This is a genomic window from Acinetobacter sp. LipI_19, assembly GCF_058242925.1.
The window spans coordinates 2,862,053-2,879,579 of the sequence record NZ_JBZAYK010000001.1 but is presented as its reverse complement, the minus strand read 5'-3'; the positions used below and the strand labels follow the sequence as shown (position 1 = coordinate 2,879,579).

Genomic DNA, 17,527 nt, shown 5'->3' with positions numbered 1-17,527 from the left:
AATTATGACTGTAGATTTTAAACATCCCTTATATCATCCAGAAACGGCCTCTAACTCTTTTATCACTGCAGATCTTTTTTTGTGTTTAATCAAGCTTTATGAAGTTTTTTTCAAACAGAGAATCCAGTTTTGAGCTGAGTCGTTACTACGATGTATATTTAGAAGTCACCCCAAATAAAAAAATATTAAAAGCTTTATTTTCAGTTCACAATAATTATGAAAAGTATCTTTTAAATACAATTTTCTATTGTTATGACATAAAGAAGAAAGTGTTTATTTATGATGACGCGAGTGATTTATTTGAAGAACAAATTGATGAAGTCAGATGCGATTTTGAGGATAATTTGGATGGAGTTGTCAGTCCTGCAATCACATTGAAAATGATCAAACAAGCTGGGAAGTATTTTGTTCAACATAATGAACGTGGTGCTCCACGACAGTTCCATACTTTTGTGCTAACATTTTTTAGTGATAATGATTTATTTGTAGTTTTGGCTCAACCCAGTGTTGGCCCTGACCCTGAGGATTGGATGTTTGGTGTTATTAGTGGTATTCAATGTTATTTAGTTTTTGATCTAATGAGTTTAAAAATTATAAAAAAGTATTATTTGCACACAAGAAATGATTATTTAAAACATAGTTATCAACAAAAAAGATGGATAAATGAGCGTATCAACAGGAAGAAGATGTTAGCAGAAAGCAAATCTTTGAAATAACAACGCGCTTATTTACAGTGTAAATAGGTGATAATTACAATAATGAATATTAATTTAAAGGTTCTGGTTTTATGATAGGGCTATTACTAAATATGCTTTAAAGATATAGAAATGAAAGTAAATTTTAAAAGTGGTCTGATTTTTTTATCTCTTTTATCCAGTATGCTCATGGTTAGCGCATGCCAGGAAAAGCCGGAACCTCAAGCAGAACAGGCTACAACTGCGACTCAACACGCGCAAATACCGCTGATTCAAGCCAAAGTTGAGCGAGTCAACGTGGTAAAAAAACAGTTTTGTGATGAAGATGGTTGTACACAATATGATTTGCAAACTGTTAAAAGTAATGTGTCTTGGCTAGATGATTATTTTCTAAATCGTATTAAAAAAGATGTACCTGGCGCATTTGAAAAAGATCAAAATCATGCCCAAGCTGAAAGTGAAGCGCAATCTTCAGCTAAAGGTTTAAATCAAAATTCAATTTATGTTCGTTTTATTTCACAACAAAATAATTTAGCCACTTTTGTGATCCAGACTTATACCTATGTAGCAGGTGCAGCTCATGGGATGTATCACAATGAATATGTGACATTCGATTTAACCACGCAAAAGCGCCTCGCCTTAACTGATATTCTAAAACCAAACGTGGAAGCAAAAGTGGCTGAACAGCTTTATGATGCCAATGCGAATTGGTTGATTCAAAAAGATATTACACGTGAAAAGTTGCAGTTAAGCGATAACTATTATTATGGTGTAAATGGTCTAGTTTTTGTTTATCCACTGTATGAGCTTACCTCTTATGCAGAAGGTATGCCTGAGTTAAAACTGCCGTATCAAGTTGCAAAAGATTTGATTAAAGCTGAGTATTTACCAAGTCTACCTCAAGTCGAAGCGGCTGTCGAAAAACCTGTTACACCTTAATTGCCTTCAAATCATACAATTCATGTATGTCTAATGCTCTGTCACTGTATTTTTTACAGTGAAGAGCTTACACTATAGTCAGTTTTTTTCTTACCCTTTAGATTGACTATGATCGACCCGAAATTAATCAGAAATAATATCGAGGCTGTAAACTTAGCCTTAGCCAAACGTGGTGTACAACTCAACGTTGAAGAATGGGCATCACTAGAAGCTCGCCGTAAAGAAATCCAGTCTAGAACTGAAAACTTACAGGCAGAGCGTAATTCGGGTGCGAAACAAGTTGGTCAAATCAAAAAATCTGGTGGCGATGCTTCAGAAATCATGGCACGTATGGGTGCGATTGGTGATGAAATTAAAGCTGCTGAAGTTGAATTGAATGAACTTCAAGCTGAATTAGAAGCAAAATTACTCTCTATCCCAAACATGCCACATGAGTCTGTACCAGAAGGGAAAGATGAAAGTGATAATGTTGAAGTATTAAAATGGGGAACACCGCGTCAATTTGATTTCGAAATCAAAGACCATACAGACCTTGGCGAAATGATGGGTGGTTTAGAGTTTGAAACGGCAACCAAGTTAACGGGGACACGTTTCAGTGTATTGAAAGGTCCATTAGCCCGTTTACAACGTGCATTGACCCAGTTCATGCTCGATACGCATACCCTGAAAAATGGTTATACTGAAGCATATGTACCCTATCTTGTTAATGCAGACTCATTGCGTGGTACGGGTCAACTGCCTAAATTTGAAGAAGATTTATTTAAATTACAAGGTGAAAAAGAATACTATTTGATTCCAACGGCTGAAGTTCCAGTGACGAACTTTGTACGTAATGAAATCATTGATGCTGATCGTTTACCGTTGAAATATGCTGCGCATACACCATGTTTCCGTAGTGAGGCGGGTTCTTATGGTCGTGATACTCGAGGTTTGATCCGTCAACACCAATTCGACAAAGTTGAAATGGTTCAAATCGTAAAACCTGAAGATTCAATGGATGCTTTGGAAGCATTGACAGGGCATGCGGAAGGGATCTTACAAGCTTTGGGTTTACCATATCGTAAAATCGTTTTATGTGGTGGTGATATGGGCTTTGGTGCATGCAAAACTTATGATTTAGAAGTTTGGGTACCAAGCCAAGATACATATCGTGAGATTTCTTCGTGTTCAAGTATGGGAGATTTCCAAGCACGCCGTATGATGGCGCGTTATCGTGCAGATCAAAAGAAAACTGAGCTGGTACATACTTTGAATGGTTCAGGCTTGGCTGTAGGTCGCACTTTATTGGCCGTGATGGAAAATTACCAACGTGCTGATGGCTCTATTGAAGTGCCAGAAGTGTTACGCCCGTACATGGCTGGTGCAACATTTATCGATTAAATGTCGAAAACTCGATATTTGGTTCAGTTTTGTGCATAAATATTGCTTAGTACAATCAGATTTGAACTTTTGAGGAACACTGTGGAAATTTTCCCAATTTCACTAAAACTGCAAGGGCAACCTTGTCTGATTGTGGGTGGTGGGCATATTGCTTACCGCAAAGCAGTATTACTTGCAAAAGCAGGTGCAGTGATTCATGTGATTGCGCCAAATATAGAGCAAAATCTCTTAGATATTGTCCATTCAACCTATGGGCAATATCATGCGGATAAATTTGATTATCAAATTAGCCTAAGTAGCTATCGTTTGGTGATTGCTGCAACCAATGATAAAGCTGTCAATCAAGCTGTTTTTGAAGCTTGTGAAGATTTAAATGTGTTGGTTAACAGTGTTGATGATCCTCCACATTGTCGCTTTATGGTGCCTGCGATCATTGACCGTTCACCACTGGTAGTTTCAATTGCCACCAATGGTGCTTCTCCTGTTTTATCTCGCCAGATTCGTACTCAGCTCGAAGCTTCTATTCCACATGGCATGGGTAAACTTGCTGATTTTTCTGGAAAATGGCGTAAAGCAGTTAAAGAGCAGATTAGTAATCCTGATGAACGTCGAATCTTTTGGGAAGATTTATATGCCAGTCCTTTAAAAGAGCAGGTATTTAATGACAACCTCAAAGAGGCGGATCGTTTAATTGAACAAGCTTTGACAAAATGGCAAAAACCAAAAGGTGAAGTTTATTTGGTGGGGGCAGGACCAGGTGATCCTGAGCTGTTAACTTTAAAAGCACTTAGACTGATGCAGCAAGCGGATGTGGTGATTTATGACCGTTTGGTCTCTCCAGCAATTTTAGAATTATGTCGGCGTGATGCTGAAAAAATATATGTCGGAAAAGCACGTTCTAATCATTCCGTGCCACAAGATGGTATTAATGCATTACTGGTCAAATATTCCACCGAAAACAAACGTGTATGTCGTCTAAAAGGTGGTGATCCATTTATTTTTGGTCGCGGTGGTGAAGAAATTCAAGAGCTTTTTGCAGCCAATATTACATTCCAAGTCGTCCCAGGTATTACTGCTGCATCAGGTTGTTCAGCCTATGCTGGGATTCCGCTTACACATCGTGATTATGCACAAAGCGTTCGTTTTTTGACGGGGCATTTAAAAGAAGGTTCACCAGAATTACCTTGGAATGAGCTGGTTTACGAAAATCAGACATTGGTTTTATATATGGGCTTGGTGGGACTAGAAAAAATTTGTGAAAATCTAATATCACATGGTCAACGTCCAAATATGCCAGTGGCTTTGATCTCCAAAGGGACAACCCCAGATCAAAAGGTGGTGGTTGGAACTTTGGCAGATATTGCATCAAAAGTTGAAGAAAACCATATTCAAGCGCCTACTTTGACCATTATTGGTGAAGTGGTGAATTTGCGCGAACAGTTACAGTGGCAATAATATCTGCCTAAATTTTTCTTTAAAAAACTGACATGGTCTTTTTTTAAAGTACTTAGGTTGTATTCTGATAAGTAGAGATCTCCCGTGATTCATGTTGTTTTATACGAGCCTGAAATTCCTGCAAATACAGGGAATATCATTCGTTTATGTGCCAATACAGGTGCACAATTACATCTAGTCAAGCCTTTAGGTTTTGAACTGGATGATAAAAAGTTGCGCCGTGCAGGATTAGATTATCATGAATGGGCACATATGAAAGTTTGGGAAAACTTTGCTGAATGTCTGGCACATTTAGAGGTGCAGGGGATTGATCTTGATGCGATTTATCCTTTAACTACCAAAGGTACTGAAACACCGCATACTTCAGATTTAAACCGACCTGTGGCTTTATTGATGGGGCCAGAAACACGTGGTTTACCAGAAGATGTCCGTATGATGTTCCCAAAGGCGCATTGGATTCGTTTACCTATGGCACCGAATTCACGTAGTCTGAATTTATCGAATGCCACCGCAGTGATTCTATATGAAGCATGGCGTCAACAAGGATTTAAAGAATTAAAATAAAAATCATAACCCATCGTTTAGATGGGTTTTTATTCATATTAGTTTATGATTTCCTTTTGAGAAAGAGCGATGTGATTATCTTTGCATAAAAGCGACTTCATCTGTTGGAGGCTTTAAAATGAGTAATCACAATATTTATCTTAATTTTTGCCCTTTCTTTGCTGTGTAGCAAATGTCTGAGCCAGTCATTTTTTCTATAACCGTTCCTAAATAATGTGGACAGTCTGTATCAGAGTGCTCCGACATTTGTACTTTATTATCCATACTTTAAAATAATTCAGATTTTAACTATTTGTTTGGTCCTAAATAGGTCACTGTTTCAGATTTCGGTATACCTTTATAATCTGTGATTAAGATATTCAGTTTAATTTTTTGTCCTTTTTTAAATTCAGAGCGATTCGGGAAATTTCTTAAATTTTCTTCTAAGACTTTGCCGATATAGTATTGACAACCACTATCTGCTCGGCCTACCTCTTGCGCTTTTTTTACAACACCTTTTATGTTGAGTGTTGTTTCCTCAATTTCACCTAAGCCATCTTTATTGATATATAGCGTACGTGTAGAAGTGTTTTCTAAAAGCTTAACCTCTAAATCACAAGAATTTTCATAGGACGCAAAAGCACTATGGCTGAGGATTGCTAGAATAAAGAGCAGTGGAATTTTCATTATTTTTCTCCCTTTGATATGTTTTATTGAAATTATGCTGAGTTTAATCATATTTACAACATATCAAGCTGAGTTAAAGTCATGTTCTGAGTGTTGAGATTTATGCTTCCTGCAACAGAGCTGGCTCATTTTTTGCTTGAATTGCATCAAATTGTTCTTGTGCGCGAATCACATGTTGCACATTGCCTTCAGCCCAGAGCTTAAATGATAAAGCAGTTTGAGCAAACTCAAAGCCTAGAGAGGTTAATGCATATTCAACACGAATCACATTGTTCTCATGAATTGTACGGGTGATAAATCCATCTCTTTCCAGAATTTTTAATTTTTGCGAAAGTACTTTAGGTGAGATCCCTGTTAAGTTTTTTTTCAGTTCATTGAAGTGTTGAGAGTGCTGATGAAGTCGATAAATAATCATCAAAACCCACTTATCTGCAAATTTTTCAAAAAAAGATCGTGCCGGGCAATTTGGATGAAAAATATTAAAATTGAATGCATTAGTCATCAATCTATACCTCTATTTGGAAAGTTATAACCAAGAAATGACCAGTTACCACATAGTAACTAATTGATACTAGATTTCAAAAGTATATCATAAGTTAATCAGGTCAATACAACTTCTGCTGATTGATAGCGTTGATAGACCATTTTATATTTATGAGCGTGGTTTTAATGAAAATAACAGATGCGGTCGTTTTTATTACGGGTGCAAATCGTGGTCTAGGTTTAGCACTTGCCCAGCAAGCGATACAACGTGGCGCCAAGAAAGTTTATGCAGGCATGCGTAATCTTCAAGGTTTTAATCAACAGGGTATTATTCCGATTGTTGTAGATGTCACAGATCCCATATCTATTCAAAAAGCTGTTGCAGAATGTGGTGATGTCAATCTATTAATCAACAATGCAGGTATTGCACGCTTAAATGAAAGTCCTGTAGACGCAAATATTGCAGCAGTGACACGGACGGTTTTAGATACCAATCTTTATGGTGTGATCAATACGACTCAGCAATTCTCTCCAATTTTAGCAAGCCATTCTGAAAGTTATATCGTCAATATTTTATCGGATGTGTCTTGGGAACCCAGCACGATGTTAGCCAGTTATGCAATTTCTAAAGCAGCAGCATGGTCATTTACCAATTCAACTCGACAATGGTTAGTTAAAGCCAATGTTCATGTGATGGGGGTACATGTCGGTTTTGTCGACACAGATTTAACCCAATCACTCGATATTGCCAAAATTTCTCCACACACAGTGGCGCAACACGTATTTGATGGAATTCAACAAAATGCCTTTGAAGTGTTGGTTGGGGAATCTACTCAACAACTCAAACAAGGTCTAACGGCAACCGTTCCAAGTTATATCAAACATTAATTTTTAAATATTTACCGTCTATATAAGAGGACTTATCATGTCAAAAATCGCTGTTGTTTATCATTCAGGTTATGGCCATACCAAAGTCATTGCAGAAACCTTTGCCAATGAAATTCAGGCAACACTTATCGAAGTGGATCAAGAAGGCAATATTCAAGATCAAGATTGGGACACTTTGGATGCCGCAGATGCAATCGTATTTGGTGCACCAACTTACATGGGCGGTGTGCCTTGGCAATTTAAAAAATTTGCAGATGCATCATCTAAGCGTTGGTTTACTCGTGCATGGGCAGACAAGGTTTTTGGTGGTTTTACCAACAGTGCAAGTATGAATGGCGATAAGCAAGTGACATTAATTTCGTTACACACTTTGGCTTCACAGCACGGTGGTATTTGGGTCAGCCTCGGTTTAGCACCTTCAAACACTAAAAGTGCTACACGTCAGGATGTGAACAGCTTAGGTGGGTCTGTGGGCTTATTGGTTCAATCACCTGCTGATGCCAGTGTTGATGAAATTCCAAGCGGTGATTTAGAGACTGCAAAACAATATGCAAAACGTATCAAAGCGATTACGGAAAAATTTATTGCATCATAATTGCAGTTGATATGACTGAAATAACAAAGGCGCATAAAGCGCCTTTGTTATTTGATTACAAATGCAATAATCAATTATTCATGTTCATTATGTTGTGGTGCAGGGTAGCGGAAACCACGAGTTTTATAGGCTAAATATGCTACACCTAATACAGCCCATGCAAGTCCGAGTTTTAATGCCATTTCATCAATTTCTAACCACATCAAGAATACACTGGCAAAACCAAGAGACGGAATCACCACATAATTGATGATTTCTTTGAGTGATTTTGTTCTGCCATCACGTAAGGCGTAGCGTGAAATCACGGAGAAATTCACAAAACTAAAGGCTGTTAAAGCACCAAAGCTAATTAAATTGACAATATGCTCAAGGTCCAGAAAACCCGCCGATAACGCAACAACACCGACAATCAAAATATTATAAGTCGGGGTATGTAATTTTGGACTGATGTGACCAAAAATCTTTTTGTTAATGACGCCATCACGACCCATTACATACATCAAACGTGATACCCCAGCATGTGCAGAAATACCAGAAGCCAGTACAGCAATGACCGCAAAATACAACACTAACTTTTTAAATGCGATGCCTGTAATTGCCGTTAGAATTGTTGCATTGCCAAGAGCTTCAAGCATCACAGGTTGAGACTCATCCAGCGGATTAAAGTAAAGATTGGCATTACTTGGGAAAAATAGCTGAATAAAATAGGTACTAAAAATAAAGATAATACCCGCGATCAACGCTGTAGAGAAAATTGCTTTTGGTAAGGTTTTTTCAGCATCTTTGGTTTCTTCTGCAAGGGATGATAACGCATCAAAACCTGTGAAAGAGAAACAAAGAATCGTTGCACCACCGATTAACGCACCAATTGCAGTCATTTCACTCCAGAATGGAGGAAGTGACCATAGTTCAGCTTTATCTGGGTTTAAGGTGCCATCTGCGTAAATACCCTGAGTTAGCAGTAAATAAACTTCATAAACAAAGTAGAAAATGATCGCAAGTTGCACCACAACAATGGTACTGTTAAATCGAGCAACAAAACGTGAACCAAATAGGTTGATCACAGTCATAATTGCAGTTAGTGCTATGACCCAGATCCAGTTATTCACATCTGGGAATAAGGCTCTTAAGTAAATATCAGCCAAAATGATGTTGACGAGTGGAGATAATAAATAATCTAACCAAGAAGACCAACCCACCATAAAGCCGACATTCGGGTGAATCGATTTTTGCGCATAGGTATAAGCAGACCCTGACGAAGGGTAGCGCTTGATCATATGACCATAACTGATAGAGGTCAGAAGAATGGCAACAAGCGCAAAAATATAAGAAGTTGGAACATGTCCATGGCTTCCGTCGGACACTAAACCAAAGGTATCAAATAAGGTAAGTGGCTGAATATACGCTAGACCAATAATGATAATATGCCACAGCACAAGATTTTTTTTCAGTTTTGCTGTGGATTGAGTCCCAGAGATATCTGTCAACGGCGTTATCCTCTTAATCGTTGATCAAGGATCAGTCATATTTATAAGGATCGTTTGAGACGAACGATCCCCCCTAAGAATAAAACAAAAGTGCGCCAATCTACTCTAAAAGGTCACATTTGTCAGTAACTTTGTTCGCTTTTTTAGCAGAAAACGTGCCATCTTGATCAAAAAATAAGTGACTGCCGATTCTGCAAGATAAAAGCCCGATGTTTAGATAAACATCAGGCTATTTACTATCGGGGGCTGTCAACATTTCATCTGGGGATGACATCACTGCAAATATAGACTCAGTGCCAATAGCTCCCTCTATATTGTCGCAATTTTAGACAATTACCAAGCTTTTTCTAAGATCGACTTTAAATCTTTAAAAGTAGCTTCTTTCGGATTGAAAATAATTGAGCCATCATTGAGTGCTTTTTCAGCAACTTCATCCAGCTGTGCTTGAGTGACTTTGCCTGTTTCACTTAGGGTGCGTGGTAGTTTGGTCAAATGATAGAGACGATCACGCATGGTATTTAACGTTTCAATGGCCTTATCTGCACGCTGGTTAGCAGGCGTTTGTGCATAAATATCAGCACCAGCAAGTGGCAGCAAGAGATCGGCAATCTTGTCACCATTGAGGTCTTTGTTGTATTCCAACACATAAGGAAGAAACAGATTCATACATAAGCCATGAGGCAAATGCGCAACTGCACCTAAAGCATGGCCAAGTGAATGTACAATACCAACCATCGAGTTAGAGAATGCGATGCCCGCCATTGTTGATGCCTGAGCAAGTTCTAAGCGACCTGTTGCATCACTAGGGTGATCCAGTACATCAAATAAACTATTGCTAATCTTCTTGATGGCAGCAGTTGCATATGCATCAGAAATTGGATTGGCTGCAATACATGTGTAGGCTTCCACAGCATGCGTCATTGCATCCATCGCTGTCATTGCAGTCAAGTGTGGTGGCAATGTTTGAGTCATACGCGGATCAAGAATAGCCGCATGTGGCATTAAGTAATTCGAGGCAAATGCCATTTTGACATTTTTTTGATTGTCCGATACCACGGCTGCCAAGGTCACTTCTGAACCTGTACCTGAGGTCGTGGGAATGACAAAAAATGGTTTAAGTGGGCGAGGGAGGTTGTGAGCGCCTGAATACTTCAGCAGATCATCACCACCTTCTGAGACTAAAATATTTGCTGTTTTAGAGGTATCAATTACTGAACCACCACCCACAGCAATAATCGCATCACAGTTATTTTCACGATAAGCTTGCGCAGCGGCACGGACTGTTTCAAGGCTTGAATCAGGTGGAACATCATCAAAAATAATGCCAATTTCAATATCTGTAGATTCAAAAGCAGCTTCGATAGGGGCCAAAAGGTGATTTGCACGTACTCCTTTATCAGTGATGATCATGGGACGCTTAGCGCCTAATGATGCGAGTTCGAAAGGAATATGTTCGAGTGCAGCATGACCAGCGATCACTTTTACTGGACAGAAAAATTCGTAATATGGTTTAGCCATGTGTTAAGCACTCCCTTTTAAATATGATTGGGCAACTTTGAGATAGATATTTGCAGCGCCCGCCAATTTTTCTTTTAAGCTCAATTCTGATGGATATTCTTTTACAGCGAGCTGTGCGACCAGTTTAGGTAAAATTAATGCTTCCATTTTATTCAGACAACGGACTAAACGGATGGCATGTGCTACATCTCCGTCTGCAATCATACGGTCATTTGCAAAAGCTTGAGCTGTGCTTTCCTGAAATGAAAAGACTAAAAAAGCATGGTGAACATGTTTGAAAATAATCGACAGATCTGGTTTGCCATCTAAAGATTTAACGAGTTCAAGTTGCTTGTTTTGGTTGACTCTGGCAATAAATGAAGCGCCATTTGGAAAAACTTTCATGGATAATGTAAAACCAACAGGGAGTACTGATACTTCATGTTTAATTTCATCATCAACTTGACTCGCCATAACCAAACCTCTGCCAATCACATCCATCATGAGTTTGACATAGGCTTGTTCTAAAGCGGGTTTGATAGATTTACTTGAAATCACTCGCTAATCCCTTATATAAAATTGTACTTTTGTTTTAGAGTAATTACTCTAATTTGTTTTCAGATAAAAATAAAGCGATTTATTTGTGAATGACTTCATGGTCATTTGATTTTTTATCAATGACTTTAATATCACTAAAGTAACCACTCTGTTGAAAATACTCAATCACATCTTTCGATAGTTGGCTGTAATCAGGGTGGTTTGTGATCAGATCACAGACGCGGACCATTTCTAAACCTGCATAACCACACGGATTAATGGTATGGAAGCCGTCTAAATTACAATCAATGTTTAATGCTAAACCATGATAACTACGACCTTTACGGATTTTAAAACCGAGTGAACCAATTTTACGTTCATTGACATAAACACCCGGTGCATCAGCTTTGGCATAGGCTTCTATATGATATTTCTTGAGCAGATTGATCATTAAATTCTCTGCATAAGTGACCAATGTACGTACATTCCATTTCAAGCGGTTTAAATCAAACATGAAATAAATCACCATTTGACCGGGACCATGCCATGTCACTTGTCCACCACGATCTGATTGAACAACAGGGATATCACTGTGCATTAAAATATGCTCAGGTTTTCCTGCTTGCCCCTGAGTGAGTACATCAGGATGTTGCAATATCCAAAGTTGATCTGGAGAATTTTCATCACGTTGTTCAGTAAAAGATTTCATTTCCTGAAAACGCTCGGCATAAAGCGTCAAGTCTTGATATTGACGAATAATCAGATGTGGTTTTAGAACAGCATCGTTCACAGACAAGTGCCCTTAAAATATAGAAATCGCTTTAATTATAAAGAAATTTAGTTTGGAAAAGTGAAAGCAATTGCTGATCATTTGCAAATAAACCAGAGGGGCATATTACCCTCCTTAAAATCCTGACGCATAAAAAAACACGCCATTGGGGCGTGTTTTTAAGTCATTTCAGCATTACAACGCAGTACGAATATGTTCGCAAGCCGCAAGGTCAGCATACAAGGCATGCACTTGCTCTAGTTCTTCAAAACGTAGCTGGGCTGTAATCGAATGATATTTACCTGTACGTGATGGTTGTACAACAAGTGTCGCTTCATTAAATTCAGGGAAATGTTTTACCAAAATTTCAACTACAGCACCACGTAATTCTTCACCCGCATTACCAATCAATTTAATTGGGTAATCCATTGGAAAAACCCAAAGATCTTCTTGTAATTCGCGAGATGGAGTGCGGTCTAACATTTTTTCACCTCTAATTTATCAACAATGCCTGCATAAGTGCAGGCATTGTGTTTCTCTTAAATACTTAATGGGGTTACTCGATTGATTTTCAAGTCCCGAAAGTATTCATAGATTGAACAACTTCAAATTAGTCATTTTCAAGGAACGAACGTAAATGTTCTGAACGAGAAGGATGACGAAGTTTACGTAAAGCTTTTGCTTCAATCTGACGAATACGTTCACGTGTTACATCAAACTGTTTACCCACTTCTTCCAAAGTATGGTCGGTCGGCATATCGATACCAAAACGCATTTTTAAGACTTTCGCTTCACGTTCAGTTAAATTTTCAAGTACTTCACGTGTAGCTTCTTTTAAGCCTTCTGAAGTCGCAGCATCAACGGGTGAAGTGATGTTGCTATCTTCAATGAAATCACCAAGATGAGAATCTTCATCATCACCAATTGGAGTTTCCATAGAAATAGGTTCTTTGGCAATCTTAAGAACCTTACGAACTTTGACTTCGTCCATTTCTAGACGTTCACCTAATTCTTCAGGTGTAGGTTCACGCCCCATTTCTTGAAGTAATTGGCGAGATACACGGTTGATCTTGTTAATCGTTTCGATCATATGCACAGGGATACGAATCGTACGTGCTTGGTCCGCGATCGAACGCGTAATTGCCTGACGAATCCACCATGTTGCATAGGTCGAGAACTTATAACCACGACGGTATTCAAACTTGTCTACCGCTTTCATCAAACCAATATTACCTTCTTGAATTAAATCCAAGAATTGTAATCCACGGTTTGTGTATTTTTTCGCAATTGAAATTACCAAACGTAAGTTGGCTTCAACCATTTCCTTCTTGGCACGACGAGCTTTGGCTTCACCAATCGCCATACGTTTAGAAATGTCTTTAATTTCTTTTACGTTTAGATCAAGGTCTTTTTCAATATCAGCAATTTTTTGCTGGAATGCCAAAACATCAGGTCGAACTTTTTCTAAATAGCCTTTTTGTTCAGCAGGTGCCTTTGCAATTTGTTCATCTAACCAAGCTGGGTTTGATTCTTGACCTGGGAACGATGTACGGAATTGTGTACGGTCCATACGACCGCGGCGAACTGCATAACGCATAACCTCGCGTTCAGAAGTACGAATTTGTTCATGCGTACCACGAATCATTTCTGAAATGATGTCAAATAAACGTGGCGTAAATTTAAACATCATAAACACAGTTGCCAGCGCTTCCATTGCCTCAGTCCCTTGGGTACTGTTACGGCCATGTTGAGCAATTGCTACTTTTGCATTATTCCAAACAGCTTCTAATTCTTCAAAACGCGCTTTTGCAATTTCTGGATCTGGGCCAGATTCGCCTTCAGAATCATCATCACTTTCAGATTCTTCTTCTTCATCTTCATCATCCAACTTAACTTCTTTCGTTGGTTTTGCAGACGTATCTACTTCTTCAACGATAACTTCAGCTTCGTCTTCTAAAACCTCGGGAATCACTTCGTCAGATTCAGGATCTAGATAGCCTGATAAAATATCAGCAAGGCGACGCTCGCCAGTTTCGTAATCTTTATATTCTTGTAAAACAACTTCAACAGCATTTGGCCAATAAGCAATCGAATGTAAAACGTCACGAATACCTTCTTCAATCCGTTTGGCAATACTAATTTCGCCTTCACGTGTTAAAAGTTCAACGGTACCCATTTCACGCATATACATACGTACCGGGTCAGTTGTGCGACCTGGTTCATTTTCTACAGAGGCAAGTACTGCAGCAGCTTCTTCTTCTGCAACTTCATCGCCAGCTTCGCTATTCCCTTCAAACATTGCATCATCTGTTTCTGGTGCGCGTTCATGAACAGGAATACCAACGTCTTGAAGCATTTGGATAATGTCTTCAATCTGTTCGCTTTCGGTGATCGAGTCTGGGAGATGATCGTTAACCTCAGCGTAGGTTAAGTAACCTTGTTCTTTGCCTCGGCTAATAAGAGCCGCTACTTGGGAAGTAGGGGAATGCATTTCGCTCATCTTTACTCTCTTCTCGTTGAATCTGTGGCAATGAAAAACCGTGCATAAGCGCACAATTTCTTAAAATATATCTTTGAATAGCTCGAATATCTCATCGGAAGAAATCAGCATAAAACTGTCCGATAAAATATTTAGAAGTTAAATTCAATCAAATAGGTGGGGGTGAAATTGTTATTTTCAAGATCATCCCATGCGTATTCTATTCAGAAAGTGTCATAAAATAGTAAGACGCAGGGTGGATTATATCATTACATAAAATAGGGGCCGAAAAAAGCCCAAATTCGCATTTAAATGTAAAAAAAACCAAAAAAACTTGACAAGTTTTCTGAAGACAGATAAATAGCGCCTAGACCCATTCACTTTTTTTCATTATGAGGTAGTTTTAGTGTCTTCTACAGATTTTGAACTAGATGATAACTACGGTGATGATGATGTTAGTTTCGATGAGTCATCAAGCAAAATTAGCGCCAAAGAATCTTTAGAAAAGCGACGTTTGATCGATGATTTACTTGCTCAACGTCGTTTAGAAAAAGATTTAAAAGATTTTGATTATGACATTGATGATGACGATGATTTTGATGATGAAGATTAAAAATTCATTGGGCATGGCGTGGGAAAATGCTATGCTTAAATCTGATACAAATTTATTGGAAACAAAATGAGTGCTTTAGATTTAGACCTACTGAGTGATTATCTAGATGGTGACCAAAACGAATTTGGTCTAGATTTCGCAGCGACTCATGGTTTCTTGTGCGCAATTGCGGTTGGTCCTACTTTTGATAAATGGCTTGATGAGCTATTTGATAATAACCAAAAGAAAGTTCCAGCAGAAATCATTGTACAAATCAAAGCATGGCTTGAAGCGATTCGACAAAACTTAGCCAATGAAGAAGGAATTACATTTCCTTTTGAAATTGAAGAGGCTGATGTTGAATCAAGCTTAGGTGACTGGAGTGTTGGCTTTGTTGATGCAATGTTCCTCAATGAAGAAGCTTGGTTTGCACCAGAATATGAAGATCAAGTTGTCGATCTCACATTACCAATGATGGTGTTTAGTGGAATTGATGATGAAGATCCTCAAATGGAATCTTTCCGCCGCAATGGTCAGTTAATGGATGAGATTGCTGAAGAAATTCCTGAAAATCTAAATGAAATTTATTTGATGTACCACACACCAAATTAATTTGCGCGTATAAAAAAAGCATGCTCACTGAAAGTGGCATGCTTTTTTTATTGGTGAATTACGCCAATAGTTAAAACCGTGCAAATAATAGGCTACAACCTAAAATAAACAGTAAAAGGCCAATCACACGATTGATCACCACTTGGCGATCTAAAATTTTATTTCGTATGCTGGGATGTGCACAAAATAAGACAATCAAGCCAAACCAAACAAAATGACTCAACGAAATAAACGCACCATAAGCAAAAAGTTGAATGGTCGAACTTCCTGTAGAAGTCATCAGCTGAGCAAATAAACTGATTACAAATAAAGTTGTTTTGGGATTGAGGCTATTGGTTAAAAAACCATGTTTAAACGCTTGCCAGCTACTGATACCAACACCAATTTCATCCAGTTTTATTTTTGACTGGGTAAATGTTTTATAGCCAAGATAAATTAAATAAGCAGCGCCAATATATTGAATTGTTTGTAAAAGATAGGGCATATGATTTTTTAAAAAACCCAGACCAAGTAGGCTATAACCCACATGTATCCAGACACCACAAGCAATCCCTAGTGCTGTACTTAATCCAATATTGCGACCATATAAATAACTGTTTCTAGTCACGATAGCAAAATCAGCGCCAGGACTTATTACTGCCAAACAGGTGATTAAGATCACAGCAATCATTTCATTCACTCATGTATCCTTTTTTACACAGTTTTAATTATTTTTATATTTTTCATATATTTGTGTTGGATTAAAACGATAATATTTTGATGAAATGCATGATTTTTTGGAATGAGTGATTCTTGCCTTTGAATTCACTCAAATTTCTCAATTGGTTGGACGTTTTGAGTGCATTGAACATGTGGTGATTTTTTAAGATTGCTATGGTGTATTTACTGCGGTTGGGTGAATTTTATACGGTGATGCTATTTATATATGGATTGTGTTTCAGTTGGTGGGCATAAGAAAATATAAACGATAGGCTTATTTTATAAGTTCTATTAAAATCTATTAATCAACATATAGCTGCTTTCATCCTAGAGTTTTCTAAAGGACGAGGACGCTTTCAAGATCCATTTCGCCTGATTATTTTGATTTATGAAAGCCATAATGTTTTTGTGATTTTTTGGAATTCGCTGATTATTTGTTAGACAGCTAATGTTAAGAACATAGAGCTTGGCCAAGCAAAGACAAATTTGTCTGCTCGACTCAATGCACACAACTCTCAATGTACGCAAATAGTATGTTTTAACTGAATGCTGGGAGCACAATGTTTTTAGCGCGCTTTTGATTTTTTATAAAAAAAATAAGCAACTAAAATTAAGACAATGCCAATGATCACATAGCCTACGCGACTAAAAATTTGTTGCATGAGTTCTATATTGTTTCCAAAATAATAACCCACACATGCAAGAAAGGTGGTCCAGATAATTGTCCCTACGCCGCTATAGAGCATAAATTTCCAAAAAGGCATATGACTCATCCCAGCAGGGATACTAATCAAAGAACGAACTGCAGGAACCATTCGTCCAAAGAAAACCACGCGATGTCCATATTTTTCAAACCAATCTAAAGCTTTTTTGACCTCGTCAGATTTGATAAAAAGATATTTACCGTAGCGGTCAACCCAATTAAAAATACTTTGATTTGGGATTTTTCGCCCCACCCAATACAACAATGCTGCTGCTACCAGTGAACCGATGCTTCCTGCGATAATCACACCCGATAATAATAATTGACCTTTAGATGCAGCAAATCCAGCCGATGGCATAATCACTTCTGAGGGAATTGGCGGAAAGACATTGTCTAAAAACATCAAAAGAGCAATACCGAAGTAACCAAGTTGCTCCATGATCGAAATAATCCAATCAGTCATTTTATATATAAAAATAGGGCGTTA

19 protein-coding genes are annotated in these 17,527 nt (G+C 38.1%); 9 read left to right on the top strand and 10 right to left on the bottom strand.

Translation table 11 applies throughout. The features are described from left to right. Positions 1-98: 98 nt before the first annotated feature. The 5 genes from AC4CVF_RS14030 to AC4CVF_RS14010 all read left to right on the top strand — a co-directional run bounded on the left by AC4CVF_RS14030 (position 99) and on the right by AC4CVF_RS14010 (position 5,033). On the top strand, positions 99-716 hold the full coding sequence (locus AC4CVF_RS14030; RefSeq protein WP_490789618.1) for a hypothetical protein: 618 nt from the start codon (positions 99-101) through the stop codon (positions 714-716). 111 nt (positions 717-827) lie between these two features. Then, on the top strand, positions 828-1,634 hold the full coding sequence (locus tag AC4CVF_RS14025) for an RsiV family protein (RefSeq protein ID WP_419359926.1): 807 nt from the start codon (positions 828-830) through the stop codon (positions 1,632-1,634). Positions 1,635-1,742: 108 nt separating this feature from the next. Then, positions 1,743-3,014 carry a serine--tRNA ligase gene (serS, locus tag AC4CVF_RS14020; RefSeq protein ID WP_419359925.1) on the top strand — a complete coding sequence of 424 codons (1,272 nt, stop codon included), beginning with the start codon at positions 1,743-1,745 and terminating at the stop codon, positions 3,012-3,014. Between the two features lie 81 nt (positions 3,015-3,095). Then, entirely contained in the window at positions 3,096-4,469 is a 1,374-nt protein-coding gene (cysG, locus tag AC4CVF_RS14015) for a siroheme synthase CysG (protein ID WP_490789617.1), read from the top strand. An 84-nt stretch (positions 4,470-4,553) separates the two neighbouring features. After that, positions 4,554-5,033, top strand: a complete 480-nt coding sequence (locus AC4CVF_RS14010; protein WP_336952782.1) for a tRNA (cytidine(34)-2'-O)-methyltransferase — start codon at positions 4,554-4,556, stop codon at positions 5,031-5,033. Between the two features lie 288 nt (positions 5,034-5,321). On the opposite strand, the gene AC4CVF_RS14005 is transcribed toward AC4CVF_RS14010, so the two are convergent. Together AC4CVF_RS14005 and AC4CVF_RS14000 are read right to left on the bottom strand one after the other, a co-directional pair. Continuing rightward, entirely contained in the window at positions 5,322-5,699 is a 378-nt protein-coding gene (locus tag AC4CVF_RS14005; protein ID WP_419359920.1) for a hypothetical protein, read from the bottom strand. Between the two features lie 100 nt (positions 5,700-5,799). Further along, positions 5,800-6,201: a winged helix-turn-helix transcriptional regulator gene (locus AC4CVF_RS14000; protein ID WP_419327612.1), complete on the bottom strand. Its 402-nt coding sequence runs from the start codon at positions 6,199-6,201 to the stop codon at positions 5,800-5,802. 167 nt (positions 6,202-6,368) lie between these two features. Between AC4CVF_RS14000 and AC4CVF_RS13995 the strand changes: the two genes are divergently transcribed. Both AC4CVF_RS13995 and AC4CVF_RS13990 read left to right on the top strand, forming a co-directional pair. After that, positions 6,369-7,070 carry an SDR family NAD(P)-dependent oxidoreductase gene (locus AC4CVF_RS13995; RefSeq protein ID WP_490789616.1) on the top strand — a complete coding sequence of 234 codons (702 nt, stop codon included), beginning with the start codon at positions 6,369-6,371 and terminating at the stop codon, positions 7,068-7,070. Positions 7,071-7,107: 37 nt separating this feature from the next. Further along, positions 7,108-7,665, top strand: a complete 558-nt coding sequence (locus tag AC4CVF_RS13990; RefSeq protein ID WP_419327613.1) for a flavodoxin family protein — start codon at positions 7,108-7,110, stop codon at positions 7,663-7,665. A 74-nt stretch (positions 7,666-7,739) separates the two neighbouring features. On the opposite strand, the gene AC4CVF_RS13985 is transcribed toward AC4CVF_RS13990, so the two are convergent. From AC4CVF_RS13985 to rpoD, 6 genes are all read right to left on the bottom strand, one after another. Continuing rightward, positions 7,740-9,152, bottom strand: a complete 1,413-nt coding sequence (locus AC4CVF_RS13985) for an APC family permease (protein WP_490789615.1) — start codon at positions 9,150-9,152, stop codon at positions 7,740-7,742. Between the two features lie 333 nt (positions 9,153-9,485). Further along, entirely contained in the window at positions 9,486-10,670 is a 1,185-nt protein-coding gene (locus tag AC4CVF_RS13980) for an iron-containing alcohol dehydrogenase (protein ID WP_336952774.1), read from the bottom strand. 3 nt (positions 10,671-10,673) lie between these two features. Beyond that, positions 10,674-11,207 carry a hypothetical protein gene (locus tag AC4CVF_RS13975; protein ID WP_490773693.1) on the bottom strand — a complete coding sequence of 178 codons (534 nt, stop codon included), beginning with the start codon at positions 11,205-11,207 and terminating at the stop codon, positions 10,674-10,676. A gap of 79 nt (positions 11,208-11,286) precedes the next feature. Further along, entirely contained in the window at positions 11,287-11,976 is a 690-nt protein-coding gene (gene lipB / locus AC4CVF_RS13970; protein ID WP_336952771.1) for a lipoyl(octanoyl) transferase LipB, read from the bottom strand. 174 nt (positions 11,977-12,150) lie between these two features. Beyond that, positions 12,151-12,438: a YbeD family protein gene (locus tag AC4CVF_RS13965; protein WP_004722529.1), complete on the bottom strand. Its 288-nt coding sequence runs from the start codon at positions 12,436-12,438 to the stop codon at positions 12,151-12,153. 127 nt (positions 12,439-12,565) lie between these two features. Continuing rightward, the gene (gene rpoD, locus AC4CVF_RS13960; protein WP_336952768.1) at positions 12,566-14,509 is read right to left on the bottom strand and encodes an RNA polymerase sigma factor RpoD; all 1,944 of its coding nucleotides are present in this window, start codon (positions 14,507-14,509) and stop codon (positions 12,566-12,568) included. Positions 14,510-14,840: 331 nt separating this feature from the next. Here rpoD and AC4CVF_RS13955 point away from each other — a divergent pair, with 331 nt between their 5' ends. Together AC4CVF_RS13955 and AC4CVF_RS13950 are read left to right on the top strand one after the other, a co-directional pair. Further along, positions 14,841-15,047, top strand: coding sequence for a PA3496 family putative envelope integrity protein (locus AC4CVF_RS13955; protein ID WP_004722524.1), 207 nt, complete (start codon positions 14,841-14,843; stop codon positions 15,045-15,047). Positions 15,048-15,113: 66 nt separating this feature from the next. Then, entirely contained in the window at positions 15,114-15,638 is a 525-nt protein-coding gene (locus tag AC4CVF_RS13950) for a YecA/YgfB family protein (RefSeq protein WP_004722523.1), read from the top strand. Positions 15,639-15,708: 70 nt separating this feature from the next. Here the strand turns inward: AC4CVF_RS13950 and AC4CVF_RS13945 are convergent, their stop codons facing one another. Both AC4CVF_RS13945 and AC4CVF_RS13940 read right to left on the bottom strand, forming a co-directional pair. Then, positions 15,709-16,317 (bottom strand): LysE family translocator, encoded by a 609-nt coding sequence (locus tag AC4CVF_RS13945; protein WP_336952766.1) that lies wholly within the window; start codon positions 16,315-16,317, stop codon positions 15,709-15,711. A 586-nt stretch (positions 16,318-16,903) separates the two neighbouring features. Further along, complete coding sequence (locus AC4CVF_RS13940) at positions 16,904-17,479, bottom strand: DedA family protein (protein ID WP_336952764.1); 576 nt, start codon at positions 17,477-17,479, stop codon at positions 16,904-16,906. Positions 17,480-17,527: the final 48 nt, after the last annotated feature.